The organism is Lacticaseibacillus paracasei subsp. paracasei (genome assembly GCF_000829035.1).
GTDB lineage: Bacteria > Bacillota > Bacilli > Lactobacillales > Lactobacillaceae > Lacticaseibacillus > Lacticaseibacillus paracasei.
The window spans coordinates 2691747-2704989 of record NZ_AP012541.1; the positions used below are offsets into that span (position 1 = coordinate 2691747).

Below are 13243 nucleotides of genomic sequence, written 5' to 3' on the forward strand. Positions count from 1 at the left end.
GCCCACAGCTAATCATTTGCTGCTAACCAGTGATCCAAAACACTGATAAATTCATCATGTTGGTCAAGCAGCGCCAAATGCCGACTGTTGGCGAAGAGATGCCATTTGGCGTTAGGAATATGATCGACAACTGTTTTCGCAATAAGCGGCGTGCAGAGGTCATCAGTCCCATTGGTCACCAAAACCGGAACGTGAATGTTTTTGAGCTGATCGGTTACATCGAAGTCGCTAATCGTCCCATTTTCAGTAAATTCATTGGGGCCTTCAGCAATTAAACTGGCGCGTTTGCCGTTAGTTGGCCGGCGTAGCGGTTCAGGTGAGTTTTCATCCGGATCATCCCAGCAGTACTTTTCCATGTAGCGATCATTGGCCGCCAGATATTTCACATTCGTAAAGTCGCCGGTTCGTTCTGCTTCTGCGATGGCTTCGCGATCTTCATAACTCAGGTATTTGATCAGGCGATGTTGTTCCTGAATCCACAACTTAATAGATGACGGCGAGCCGTCAATCATCACACTCTTGATACCTTGAGGATCGAAGCTGGTTAGATAATACATTTCCAGCATACCGCCCCATGATTGACCAAGCATGTGAAGCTCATCGAGGTGCAGGTACTTTCGTAAGGCGATCAACTCTTCTGCCCAAGTTTCTTTAACATAAACCGCCGGATCTTCTGGTAGTGACGACTTCCCGCAGCCGACTTGGTCGTACATAATCAGTTGCCGGCCGGTTTCGGCATAGTCGTCCATGAGTTCAAAATAATTATGCGACGACCCCGGTCCGCCGTGAATCAGTAACAACGGCGCCTTATCAGCACTAGGTTCGCCAACGATTCGGTAATAAGTTTTATATTCATGAAACGGCATGTAGCCTTCTTGGATTTTCATAGATGCACCGGTCTCCTTCTTAAAAATGATGATCCTTACCGCGATTGTACTACGCATTGATCATGGTGTCAGAAAGAATCGAAGCGCGATCGCCAACCCGGTTTCTGGATCGGTGGTCGCGCTTCGAAGATGATATGTTTGCTCTCAATGCTAACTTAGCGCTGTGCTGTTATCCGAGCCGGCCTCTTTGATCCCAACTTAATCAGCATCAAAACAGATCTAATTGTCGTGGGGCAAGACCCGGAAAGTCCAGACCCAACAAATCGATCAAACTTTGCGCATTGGCTGCAGCATCGTGACCACCATTATTGTTGAAGATGACAGTAACATTTTTACTTTTCAAATGCTGCGCGATGATACCAAACTGCTGCAGTTCTTCTTTGCTGTAACGATAATTGGTTCTTTCAGTCGTTTTGGCGCCGGTTCGACCCCATGCCGGATTTCGGCCATGCAAGCGCATCATGGTTAAATCGGCATTCGTTGCAATTGGCACAAGCGGCACTGAGCCGCTGGTCGTCTGCGCTTCATCAACGATCACGTGAATGTCGCCGGCTGCTTGCAACAGCGCCATCGTGTTGGCACGATAGGCCGGCAAATACCAGCTAGGATGACGAAATTCAATGGCAACAGGTAAATCCGGCAGTAAACGATTTAGTTGCTGCAAGTAGCGTACATTTTCTGCGGTCACGCCAAAATATGGCGGAAATTGGCACAGCACCGCCTGCAACTGATGGCTTGCAACCAGCGGTGCCACCATATCATTAAATTTGGAAAAGTCAGCGACTGTGTCTGCACTTTCTTCGTGTTTCGTCATGGTTCGCGTCGCTTTAATTATGAACTGAAACCCAGATGGCACTTGAGCCTGCCAGTGGCGAACCTGTTCCACAGGCTTCAATCCATAAAACGTCGTGTCCAACTCCAGTACAGGAAAATGCTGAGCGTAATCCGAAAACGTACTCCGATTGCCGCGCGTCGCTAATTCTGGATGATCGGCTACACTCGTCAAACCAACATTAATCATCAATTTCACCATCCGCGATGCGAAAATCTTCTAACCGATCGCCGGTAAAATAAGATGCATAATCATGGCGTTCGCCATTCAGCGCATAGTGCAACAGCGGCTGTAAATCTGGTACCAAGCCGGGATTATCCGCTAACAACCAATCTTTTGAAAAAGTCGCTAAAATGCCCTCCCGAGTGGCTCGCGGCATCACCAGCTCGTCTTCCGTGTGGCCAAAGAAGGCAAAAAGTTCGGCCCGCAACTCACCATCAACATGCCAGAACACACGCCCGCCATTGATCAGATCATACGGGGGAATAATAATGTGACTTTCTTCCTGCAATTCACGTGAGGCGCAAGTAGCTGGGGTTTCATTAGGCAGGAATTTCCCGCCCAATGTATTCCACATGCCACGATATGGTGGATTCGTCCGATTAATTAGCAACCAGCCGCTTGGGGTTTCGACAGTGACTAAGGTATATTTTTTGACCATGTTTGCTCCTTTGCTTTGGGATCATCACTAGCAAAAAGGCGCCGAAATGGCGTCTCTTTTGAATCTTTGCTGACAGGCCTTTTTTGCGAGGATGCGTCAAACCGCCCAGATTAGCTGACCGTGAAAGAGCGCTCGTAAAAGGACCTACTTCATTTTTTCAAAGGTATCCTTAATGATACCGGCAGAGTGAACATACTTAGCACGCTCTTCATCTGTCAACTTCAACGTTGGCGTCTTGATAACACCTTGTTTACCGATCATGGCTGGATGACCGATAGCAATACCGAATTCTGGATCGTAATTAGCGCATGGGAAGATGCGATGTGCATCGCTGATGATCGCCTGTGTCATTTCAGTCGCGATGGTGGCGATACCGTAGCTCGTATAATGCTTAGCCTGATAAATCTTCCAACCGCCTGCCCGCGCATCATCGGCAAGCTGGTCGTAATCCACCTTCGCATATTCAGCAATCGGTTCATTATTGACCCGTACTGTTGACCAAGCGGTAAATTGCGATTCGCCATGTTCGCCCATATTGTAACCACGCACGTCAGCAACATTCACATGCAAGGTATCGGCAACCGCCCGTCGCATCCGATAAGTATCCAGCGAAGTCCCAGTCCCAATAATTTGAGACTTCGGTAAATCTAGGAGATATTGCCAGTAACTCGTGACAGCATCACATGGATTGGTGATATCTAGCAAAACACCATGGAAGCCAGACGCCTTCAGTTTTGGAGCGACGTCATCTAGTGCTACTTTTGAAGTCTTGGTTTCTCCAATTCGATCACCATTTGAAATGGCGCCAATATTGCCGACCGCGGAAATAACCACATCAGCATCTTTCAAAGCATCATAATCGTTGACAACAATGTCAGTATAAGTGGGCAAGCCGCCAAGCGCATCCTTCAAGTCAAAGCTTTCGCCTTCAGCAAGTTCAGCCTTTTTATCAATCAAGACTAACTTGTCAGCAACCCCTTTGCTGACAAGATTAAAAGCCGTGGTCACACCTACGTGTCCAATACCAATAATACCAATTGTTCTTGCCATATAAAAAATCTCCTTTTCAAAATGCGTTCATTGGCGTGATTTCTTTTTTGAATCAGCCATCAAGTGACGTTCAATGCGCTGATCCGGAATCGCCCATAGCAGCAACATCAATAAGTCTAGTATGATCGTCAACGGCGGCCAAAGCAAAGCCAATAACATCGCAACAAGTGCAATCGCGACTGAGGCCGCTGCTTTCCAGTTGTGCCGCTGCCGATATAAGTCTGCTAATGCCGATGTTGGTCCATTGACGCGAATCAGGGTTTGCACTAATAGCACATAGCTGATATTGGCCATCAAGATCACAAACCCATAGGCCAATTCAGGGCCAAATGTCCCTACGTGTCCTTCGCCTACCCAGCTAGTGGCGAATGGAAACATTGACACAACCAGCATGAAGAAAGAGTTCGCCCACATCACCCGCCAATCGATTAGTTCGACCAGTTGAAACAAGTGATGATGATTATTCCAGTAAACAATGAGTGTCAAAAACGACACTAGATAAATGGCAAAAACACCGCGTAGTTGCCATAACGAAGCCAATGATCCGCTGTGCGGCGGTTGCAATTCTAACACCAGAATCGTCAGGATAATGGCGATAACCGCATCTGTAAACGCCTCAAGCCGTCCTTTATTCATGGCAATATCCCCTCACAAAGTTATTTTTGGAAGCTTCGCCTTCACTTACAGAATTTCCCAGATGATGAGCAAAAGCTAAGTTGTGATTGCTTCAGACTACCAGCTTCGCAAATACGTCCACCGCATCCCCCTGCACCATATGCGCTCCTTCTGGCAAAGCGATCTTTTCACGGTTCACAGCGACAATGGTCGCCTCTGGTTGCGCATAGCCAATCAACCCCGCAAATGGATAAACCACGAAGCTTGTTCCCACCACGATCAGCAAATCTGCAGTTGAAATGGCTTCGATCGCCGCACTGACGGTATCGGGATTGATTGGTTCACCATACAACACAATATCTGGTCGCAAAATACCACCGTCAGCTGCATGAACATCACTTTTCAGATAGGTCTCGTAGTCAAAATGCTTGTGACAAGTTTGGCAATAAATGCGATAAAGATTGCCATGAAATTCAACAACATGCTCTGCACCGGCCTTACGATCGAGGCCGTCAACATTCTGCGTAACAATCGTACCTTTTTGATTGGTGATGGTTGCCATTTTCTCGTGAATAACGTTCGGTTTAGCCGCTGGAAAGTACATATTATTGACAACAAACTTATGAAAATCTTCATGATGTGCTTGTAAATTATCAATAGACAGTGCATATTCCAGATCGACTTGATCGGCGTATAGCCCGCCCTTGGAACGATAATCCGGAATCCCTGATGCCGTTGAGACCCCTGCCCCAGTCATGAATGTCACATGCTTCGCCTGCTGAATTGCAGTTTGCAGATCAAACATATATGGTCCCTCCTTAAACGCGATCACCGGCTCAGAAACCTGCACATAAAGACCTCAAGCCTAAAAGGCCGCTTATGCTCCGGTTTCTAAACGGGTTCGTTCACGCGCTTATCTCTTAGCAGATATTTTTCAATGATGAAAATACGCAATCAAACCGTCAATCCTTAGCATGACGCATCTTTAATATTTCAAGTTGCGTTTGAATGGTTCACATGCGCTATTAATTTAAATCAAAAAAGGTGTAACATAACAGTAGAAATACTTTCAGAAAGGAGTCTTGATCATGAAGTCATTTCGGTGGTCACACGTTATTAGTTATCTGATCATGGTCATCGTCCTTGTTTTCTTTGCCTTCGTCCTTTATCAGGTCATCATGCTCGGTGTTCATTCCGTTTCCAATAGTTTCTTCATCAACTTTGGCCGGCATTAACGAATCGTGTAGTCGAGCCGATACTGCGTCAGAATGTCATTCAGCGATTGTTGATACAACTGCTGAAAGGCTTCTGGCGTTGTTTCTTTTTCTGGCAAGGGCAGTACAAACGCATTTTGCTCATCGCTGCGTCCCATGGCAACATATGCGAGTTCCTTGGTCTCGCGATCACGGTAGCCACTGTGTTTGATCATGAAAACCTGATCCAAGGTAAGGCGTAATTGCCGATGCGACAGAACAGGCGTCAACGTTGCAAATTCAGCATCGTTGGTCGGTTGATAGCCTAGCCGTTCAATCACGGTATCAAATCGCGCCAGCAGGTGAACAACGGCGCGTCGTAATCCAAATGGGGAATCAAGCTTCTGCGCATCCAGCAAGTCGTAAAGTTCGCGTGCAAGCGGCAAAGCTTGTGGATAGGCATTTGCTAATTCTGCTGGCAACTCACCATTTGAAAACCCCAACAAATCAAGCAACGATAGCACTCGATAAATAACCAACTGGTCATCGGCTTCTGCTGGCACATTTTGTTTGAAGCCGGCGAGCACTTGCGCCACCGCTGCGTCTGTCAAAAGGTTGTGATCGCGTTGCCAGGCCACCACGAGCATATGCACCGCAGCATTGTATAGCGAGGTGCTCGTGGCATAAAGTTGATCGTCTACCTGCGGATCACCGCTCAATAAATGGAATTGAAGTTGCGGATAACCTTTCATCTGGAACAACAGGTGTAGTAACTCATGACTTAAGGTGTAATCGACATTGGTCGTGTCCGTCACTGCTACCACTAGCGTACCATCTTTTTTCAATTGCTGATGGCTTTGATCGTGCGTTAAGACGCCGCTCGCCTCCCCACTAATGTCGACTTCTAGGGGATGATCATAGTGTTCCTTGACTTCATTTAGTAATGTTTCAACGTCTTCCTGCATCGTATTGCACTCCTTAAACGCGATCACAGCCGCAGAAACCTGCACATAAGGGCCTCAGGCGTAAATGGCCCAAACCCAGCCGTTTACGCCTGAGGCCGCTTATGCTCCGATTTCTAACCGCGGCCGCTCACGCTCTGTCTTAAACACGGTTGCTGACCCAGAAACCGGGCCAGCTCACGCTCTGTGATAAATTGGCTTTAATTATTTTTATCCTCTATCATTAAGGTAGCGATAAAAGGGAGGAAATTCAAATGAAACTATCCGTACCACTTATCAATGGTCAACTTGCCGATCGCTATGGCAAGCATGCAAGCGGCAGTGACGTTAAAAATGGCTATCCCATTACGAGTTTTCCTTTTACGATTGAGGGTGCCCCTGCCGAAACTGTCAGTTTTGCACTTTGGTTCCTTGACTACGATGCTGTACCGGTTGGCGGCCTACCATGGATTCATTGGAATGCGGCCAATATTCCCGCCGACAGCACAACATTCCCAGCAGGCGCCAGTCATACCAATAAGGTGACAATGGTCGAAGGCAAGAACGCCACCGCTGGCCACCTCGTCGGCAACACCGACCCGTTCACACAGGCTGGTTATGTCGGCCCGCAACCACCAGATAAAGATCACGATTATACCTTAATCGTCTTTGCATTGGATACGGAATTGCCACTGCAAGCTGGCTTTTGGCTAAATGAAGCTCGGCACGCGATGAAGGGTCACATATTAGCACAAGCAGAAATTGATCTGCCTTCGCGCGTTTAACCGATAAAAATAAAAAACCCCTGCTGACGCTGGTCAGCAGGGGTTTTTTCATTTTGACACCAGCTTCTTAAACTGTCAGCTACCATCGCCTGTATTCAGCCATAAGGCACCAGCGCCGGCTGCAGCTAAAACGCCGACACCAATAATACCGACTAACGCAAACTTAAAAATGGCAAAGCCGCCAAGTGCAAACAGTATCAGACTGATAAAGGGATGACGGAGGATCGCACCCAGTAACTTAATCACCAAAAACAAAATGATGATCACCGCCACCACTGCACCAATCAAAATTGCGCCAGTTAAGGTATGACCATTGCCACTACCCTCTGTCGTTGTTAAAATCGCCGGAATCATCACAAACTGTCACCCCTTGCTTAAACCGCTAAAATTATTTGATCAGGCTCTGAATCCATTGAGCGATACCATTAAAGAAACTCACGATGCCATCCCAGATTTTTTGCAGGAAATTCCGATTTTCTTCAGTGTTCAGGCTCTTATTGAGTTTATCAAACAAGCCTTTAGCAGAATTCTGAATGGAATCGGCCAGCTTCCCTGCCTGTGCTTTAAAGTCATTGTTCTTTAGTGAACCGGCTTTTTGAACGTTCACTAGTAAGTTAATGATCAATTGCCGCTGATTGTTGTTAATAATCGTTGTTAAATTATTCTGTTTAAGCTGACTGTCTACGATGTTACCGATCTGATTTTGGGACAAAGTCTGCTGACCATTGTTACTTTGACTGGCCATTTGCTGTTTCGCACCCGCCACGGCATTATTGAGCTGCTTGTCAGAATAGCCATCTTTGTCCTTATTCGCTTGGGTGATCGAACTCAAGGTGTTGACTTCCTGCTGAGCAGCATTGATTTGCTGGTTATTCAAATTTTCGCCATTTTGAGCAAAAGCCGCATAAACCCCTGCCAAGGCACCTGAACCATCAATTCTAACCGCGCTGGTAATGTAGAGGTTGGCATTGCTAACCCCAGCGGTTAATGCCGCATTACGATATTGATCAGCGGTGATGGTGGTGATGTTATTGGTGCCATTATAAGGGACGATTTTGACATTAATGCCCCCATTATCAGTCTTTTGAACCAACGCGCTAGACCAGACGCCTGAGCTTTCAGTAAAAGTACTACCTGAAGGATTGAGGTACTTCACCAGTGTGGCCCCATTCACGGTCAGTTGACTGGCATTGTTGACCCCGGCAGCATTTTGTAAAGTGCTCAAGGTGCCGCTTTTTTGATCAGCAGTCAGTGAGGAACCAATTGTTGCCACTGGTTGTGACCAAGTATCGGCTCGCACCACATGCGGTGCTGCGGTTAGCAAGGCCAAGCCTGCAACGGCCAGACCTAGCCATTTCATAAATTTTTTCATGAGTAAAATCCATCCTTTTAAATGCGTTCTCCAGCCCAGAAACCTTCGCATAGGGACTTCAAGCACAATGACTATGACCCAGTCATCGCACTTGAGCGCACTTATGCTCCGGCTTCTAACCGGGCTGGCTCACGCTCTCCTTTAGATTGGTACCTTCATTATCGCTGCTTCAGTGCACCCCGTCAGCATGTTTACCAGACTTTTAAGCAATGATTAACTAATGCTCACGCTGTGTCACTGCACGCGTGTTCAAATGATCGTACAGCGCGCCTTCTCGCAAGCCAAACTGTGAGAAGGTGAGACGATCCGAGTCTAGATAACGAATCATCGAGATAACCGGCATCAAACCGCCCACGATAATATCAGCGCGAAACTTTGACAGCCCCGGAATTGACTCCCGCGTGGCCAAATCTGCACCAAGAATTTCCTTAAAAATCGCATTGGCCTGCTTTGTCGGCATCCGATAGCCGTGAATCGCCTCAAAATCAGCCATTTTTTCCTTACGTCGTTCGATTTTCGCCAACGTCCGATTGCTTCCGCCAAGCGCGATAATCGGCAAATTCTGTGCTCGCCGCAGCCACCAGATGCTGTTAAAAGTCTCATGAATAAACGTACTTAAGGCAAAATACTCCGGCGCCGAAATCACATCCGGATTCAAAAACCGTTCGGACAGGTTGACCGAACCAAAAGGAATCGATACCAGATGTTGCAACTTCCGATTTTGAACCAGAATCAATTCGGTTGAGGCACCGCCTGTGTCCATAATTAAGGCGTTTTGAATCGGCAAGGTGTTGATGACGCCTAAAAAGTCATACTCGGCTTCACGCGTTCCCGGAATCACATTGATGATCAACCCCGCCTCGTTCTTCACCCGTTTGAGGAATTCTTTTTGATTCTTGGCTTGGCGGACAGCAGCTGTTGCAACCGCCTTTAAATCAATATCAGCATACTTATTCAGCTCCGTCTTAAACCCCTGCAAGGCTTTCAGAGTGCGATCCATTGCTGCGGGCTGCAAAACGCGATCTGGCCCCATGTCCTCAGACAATCGCACCATTTCTTTGAGCCGTTTGATCGGCTTGACAACCTCTTGCTCGATTTCCCAGATCGTCATCCGAGCTGAGTTACTGCCAAGATCAATTACTGCAAAATGATGCGTCATGCGTCATCGTCCTCCTTGGGTGCGGTTATCGGAATAAAAGTATGCGTTGCATGCAAGTCTTCAGGAGCATCATCAACTTCCTCACGTCGCAATGCTTCACCCATGGCTTCAGCATGTTCAATGAAGTATGCCTGTGCATTGAGTTTTGTAACCCCGCGTAATTGAGCACGAACCCACGTACTATCCGGTTGTAAAATTCGCGTTTTAACGTTATCTGCCCACATGATACTGAAAATTTTGATGATGCGTTCGCGAATATCGTCCTGCAAAATCGGGAACAGCAGCTCAACTCGGCGGCTCAGATTGCGGTTCATCAAGTCAGCAGATGAAAGGTAAACATTTTCCTGCCCATCCGCATAAAAGTAGTAAATTCGGCTGTGTTCCAGCAACTGTCCGACAATCGAATGTACTGTGATATTGTCTGAAACTCCGGGAATACCAACCTTCAAGTTGCAGATCCCACGAATAAGGAGATGTATCTCGACACCGGCATTAGAAGCTTCATAGAGTTTCTCGATCATGGCCGTATCAGATAGCGAGTTCATCTTCATCTGGATCAAGGCCTTGCGCCCCGCCTTAGCAGCAGTAATTTCTTCATCAATTCGATCCATTAGATAGTCTCTGATGCCCAGTGGTGCAATGACCAGCTTGTGAAAATACGGTGGTTCCGAAAAGCCAGAAAGCATGTTGAAAATATTAGACGCATCTTCGCCAATTTCGTTGTTGCAAGTGAACAAGCCCATGTCGGTATAAAGCCGCGCCGTCACATCGTTGTAATTTCCGGTCGCCATGTGCATATAGCGCTTGATGCCTTCCTCTTCGCGACGAACCACCAACGCCAACTTACAATGTGTCTTCAAACCGACCAAACCATAAATCACGTGGCAACCGGCATGTTCCAATTCTTGCGCCCAATGAACATTATTCTCTTCATCAAACCGCGCCTTCAACTCCACCAATACCGTGACCTGCTTGCCATTTTCTGCAGCTTTTTTCAGGTAACGGATGATCGGCGATTTGCTTGAAACCCGATACAGCGTCATTTTTACCGCAAGCACTTGTGGATCTAATGCCGCTTCGCGAATAAAGTCAACAACTGGCTGAAAGCTGTCATATGGGTGCTGCATGAAGACATCGCGATCCTTAATGACATCAAAAATCGACTCTTTCTTGAAATCCGGATCCATGTACGGTGTGAATGGCTTGAATAGCAAATCTTTATGATCGTGCACTTGTTTGACCAATTTGCTGAGAAAATTGAGATCAATCGGACCATGAATTTCATAAACGTCTTCATCCTTCACATTCATAGCCTTGATGAGACGTTTGCGCAAATGCTTGCTCATACCAGCTTCAATCTCAAGCCGCATCACTTTCCCGCGTTGACGCTTTTTCAACTGGGATTGAATCTCCTTCATCAAATCAGATGCATCCTCTTCGGCCACATCCATGTCCATGTCACGGGTAACCCGAAATGTAGCCGTTTCTTTGATGTCAGCACCAACAAACAGCTCACTGACAAACATCCGCACGACTTCTTCAAGCAAAATAAAGACATTGTCGCCGCCTGGCAGCCGCAAAACCCGCGGAAAAACATCAGGCACCTGTACCATCGCAAACGACCGTGACTTATCGCCTTTATCATCAGGCCGAACCAGCCGAATGGCCAAATTCAGACTATTATTGCCAAGAAATGGGAACGGCCGCGTCGGATCAACTCCCATCGGGGTTAAAACGGGATACAGTTCATAATGGAAATAATCTGAGACAAAATCGTGCTGTTTCTCCGTCAATTCTGATGCATGTAGCAGTTGAATATCGACAGCACTCATTTTTGGCAACAGCGAACGAACCAATGTTGTGTATTGTTTCTCCACCATTGCGTGGGCGGTTTCGGAAATTGCGTCTAACTGCTCTTGCGGTTTCAATCCTGCTGCATCCGGCTGATCATAATTAACTGTGACCATTTTTTTCAGCGACGCAACGCGAATATTGAAAAACTCATCAAGATTGCTTTGCGTAATACCCAGGAAACGTACCCGTTCAAGCAACGGGTTATTCTTATCCCGGGCTTCTTCCAGTACCCGATCGTTGAATGCCAGCCAACTGAGTTCACGGTTATTAAAATAACGCGGCTTTGAAAAATCTAGTTTCTTCATAAAATGTTTCTTCCTTTCAGCTCAAGCCCTAGCCCGAATACCTCAGAGAAAAACTTTCCTTTGCGTGCTAATGTCCAGCGTTCAAGTTCAATATCATCATCGGCTCTGGCTGTTAACAGCACTTCATTTGGTTTGACAGAAACCCGTAATTGCTGAATCTTCTGTTGGCGAGATGCGTCTAGACTATCTGCAACGCGTAGCAAGGCGGATAACTTAGCCACAACTAAGCGATTTTCGGTCGACATTGTTGGAAAGTTCTTTAAGTCCGATTGCGGTGTAATGGAGCTGTGAAACCGTGTAATCGTTGCCACCATGGTTACTTCAAGATCATTGAGCCCCATAATTTCAGATGCTTTGATGATGTAATTAGAATGTGCGTAATGTTTGTGTGTTTCAATGTAACTACCAATATCACTAACCGTTGCGGCGACTTCAAGCAAAAGACGCTCGCGTTTGCCCATGCCGTGCAACTTTCTCAATCGATCAAACAGCTGTAAGGCAACCATCCGTGTGGCTTGCATATGGGCTTCATCAACTTGGTAGCGTTCTGCCAAATTATTCGCACTGATGACAATTTCTTCATTTGGATCAAAGCCCAGCTTTTTAAAGCCGCCTTCATGTGCTGCATTGACTTCAATTCCATCAATGGCTTTAAGATCTGAGATCCAAATAGATTGACTGTTGAGTGTTTCAACCAACCGATACACCAGCAAAACTGTCGGCAAAACCAGTGATGTTTGGTCAGAAGTCAAATCATAGGTATCTGCAAGGTACTGGTCAGAAGCCTTTGTCACTTCATCGTATAATAAATCAAACCCTGGCCGATCAGTTTCTACCTGATGCTTGCCTTCCGGAATGATATTTTGAAAAATCGACAGATTACTACCCATTAAAATCATATTGGTGTACTCAACACCTTGTGGCAACAGCCGCATAAAGTCGAGCAAGCGACTGTCGATATAGTCGCGCATCACTTCAACATAATTTGTCACCGAGCGTTGGACATCACTCATGATTTCATACACTCGCAAAGGGCCAAGTGACAGATTACGCGAGAAGCCAAACACGCCATTGCTGAAGGTAGTCAACTCAACTGACCCTGAACTGATATCAATCAGCACCGTGCCTTTTTGCGTAATCGATTTAAACTGCGGAAACTTCACCATGATCGCTTGGGTACGAAAAAAGGCTTCTTCTGATAGTGAGGTAGTTTTAATGAGCCAGCCAGTTCGCGTATAAAGCTGATCACGCACAAACTCGGCATTATCAGCTTCGGCCCAACTGGTACTTGCAAATACATTAACAGTCGGTACGCCATAGTCTTTAAAAATTTGATTGATGGCATCAAACGCTTGTACGATCGCATCAACAGTATCGGGCAAGATTTCATGTTCTGCATAAAAATCATCCCCAATGGCAACTGGATATCTACCGCGTTCAATTGTTTTCAGCGTCCGCAGATTTGTGATGCTAAAAACGATTGCTTGTGCACCGATCATCACAAACCCTTGTATATTATTTGCCATTCTCGTTCCACCCATTTCTTTTCGTTTGCTACCTGACTGTCATCATGCTCTAATGCCATGATA

At 46.5% G+C, this 13243-nt stretch carries 14 protein-coding genes; 2 read left to right on the forward strand and 12 right to left on the reverse strand.

Going from position 1 to position 13243, the window contains the following annotated elements; all coding sequences use genetic code 11:
* Positions 1–8 precede the first annotated feature (8 nt).
* The 6 genes from pepI to LBPC_RS13230 form a co-directional block, all read right to left on the reverse strand.
* Positions 9–887 carry a proline iminopeptidase gene (gene pepI / locus LBPC_RS13205; RefSeq protein ID WP_003567758.1) on the reverse strand — a complete coding sequence of 293 codons (879 nt, stop codon included), beginning with the start codon at positions 885–887 and terminating at the stop codon, positions 9–11.
* A 208-nt stretch (positions 888–1095) separates the two neighbouring features.
* Positions 1096–1908 (reverse strand): DUF72 domain-containing protein, encoded by an 813-nt coding sequence (locus LBPC_RS13210; protein WP_032781173.1) that lies wholly within the window; start codon positions 1906–1908, stop codon positions 1096–1098.
* Complete coding sequence (locus LBPC_RS13215; RefSeq protein ID WP_003662653.1) at positions 1901–2380, reverse strand: NUDIX hydrolase; 480 nt, start codon at positions 2378–2380, stop codon at positions 1901–1903. Before LBPC_RS13215 ends, LBPC_RS13210 begins: the two co-directional genes overlap by 8 nt.
* 144 nt (positions 2381–2524) lie before the next feature.
* On the reverse strand, positions 2525–3430 hold the full coding sequence (locus LBPC_RS13220; RefSeq protein WP_003567764.1) for a lactate/malate family dehydrogenase: 906 nt from the start codon (positions 3428–3430) through the stop codon (positions 2525–2527).
* 27 nt (positions 3431–3457) lie between these two features.
* Positions 3458–4066 (reverse strand): TMEM175 family protein, encoded by a 609-nt coding sequence (locus tag LBPC_RS13225; protein ID WP_003662651.1) that lies wholly within the window; start codon positions 4064–4066, stop codon positions 3458–3460.
* A 91-nt stretch (positions 4067–4157) separates the two neighbouring features.
* Positions 4158–4850, reverse strand: a complete 693-nt coding sequence (locus LBPC_RS13230; RefSeq protein WP_032781164.1) for an NAD-dependent protein deacylase — start codon at positions 4848–4850, stop codon at positions 4158–4160.
* A 283-nt stretch (positions 4851–5133) separates the two neighbouring features.
* On the opposite strand from LBPC_RS13230, the gene LBPC_RS17100 reads away from it, so the two are divergent.
* Complete coding sequence (locus tag LBPC_RS17100) at positions 5134–5280, forward strand: hypothetical protein (protein WP_003567770.1); 147 nt, start codon at positions 5134–5136, stop codon at positions 5278–5280.
* Here the strand turns inward: LBPC_RS17100 and LBPC_RS13240 are convergent.
* On the reverse strand, positions 5277–6203 hold the full coding sequence (locus LBPC_RS13240; RefSeq protein WP_016365433.1) for a hypothetical protein: 927 nt from the start codon (positions 6201–6203) through the stop codon (positions 5277–5279). The two genes, LBPC_RS17100 and LBPC_RS13240, sit on opposite strands and share 4 nt — an antisense overlap.
* A 251-nt stretch (positions 6204–6454) precedes the next feature.
* Here LBPC_RS13240 and LBPC_RS13245 point away from each other — a divergent pair, with 251 nt between their 5' ends.
* Entirely contained in the window at positions 6455–6964 is a 510-nt protein-coding gene (locus LBPC_RS13245; protein ID WP_003662644.1) for a YbhB/YbcL family Raf kinase inhibitor-like protein, read from the forward strand.
* A 75-nt stretch (positions 6965–7039) separates the two neighbouring features.
* On the opposite strand, the gene LBPC_RS13250 is transcribed toward LBPC_RS13245, so the two are convergent.
* The 5 genes from LBPC_RS13250 to LBPC_RS13270 all read right to left on the reverse strand — a co-directional run bounded on the left by LBPC_RS13250 (position 7040) and on the right by LBPC_RS13270 (position 13180).
* Positions 7040–7318, reverse strand: coding sequence for a hypothetical protein (locus LBPC_RS13250; protein WP_003581148.1), 279 nt, complete (start codon positions 7316–7318; stop codon positions 7040–7042).
* A gap of 34 nt (positions 7319–7352) precedes the next feature.
* Positions 7353–8336 (reverse strand): DUF1002 domain-containing protein, encoded by a 984-nt coding sequence (locus LBPC_RS13255; RefSeq protein WP_003567776.1) that lies wholly within the window; start codon positions 8334–8336, stop codon positions 7353–7355.
* Between the two features lie 217 nt (positions 8337–8553).
* A complete protein-coding gene (ppx, locus tag LBPC_RS13260; protein ID WP_003567778.1) occupies positions 8554–9495 on the reverse strand; it encodes an exopolyphosphatase in 942 nt (313 codons plus the stop codon).
* Positions 9492–11654 (reverse strand): RNA degradosome polyphosphate kinase, encoded by a 2163-nt coding sequence (locus LBPC_RS13265; protein WP_003585697.1) that lies wholly within the window; start codon positions 11652–11654, stop codon positions 9492–9494. Before LBPC_RS13265 ends, ppx begins: the two co-directional genes overlap by 4 nt.
* Positions 11651–13180 carry a Ppx/GppA phosphatase family protein gene (locus LBPC_RS13270; RefSeq protein WP_016365436.1) on the reverse strand — a complete coding sequence of 510 codons (1530 nt, stop codon included), beginning with the start codon at positions 13178–13180 and terminating at the stop codon, positions 11651–11653. Before LBPC_RS13270 ends, LBPC_RS13265 begins: the two co-directional genes overlap by 4 nt.
* Positions 13181–13243: the final 63 nt, after the last annotated feature.